General features: G+C 38.9%; 1 pseudogene. It reads left to right on the plus strand.

Annotated elements, in window-relative coordinates:
- Positions 1–211, plus strand: a pseudogene (locus tag C5687_RS24510) (hypothetical protein); the annotation flags it as partial.

The following is a 211-nucleotide window of genomic DNA, read 5'->3' on the forward strand; positions in this document are numbered from 1 at the left end:
TTCGAATAAAGACCTCAGATTTGACGACGAATACATCGAAAGCCTTCTCAATATCAGATATGGCGAAGGTCGTTGCCGCGCACTATTGCATCTTCTGTTCCCTGAAATGAATCCAACCGAGGTGTTTCATATTGATCACCTTCACCCAAGAAATCATTTTTCAAAGAAATATCTTGAAAAACTAGATTATATTGCGAATTCACCTGAGAAG

This window comes from Enterobacter sichuanensis, from assembly GCF_002939185.1.
In the GTDB taxonomy this organism is placed as follows: domain Bacteria; phylum Pseudomonadota; class Gammaproteobacteria; order Enterobacterales; family Enterobacteriaceae; genus Enterobacter; species Enterobacter sichuanensis.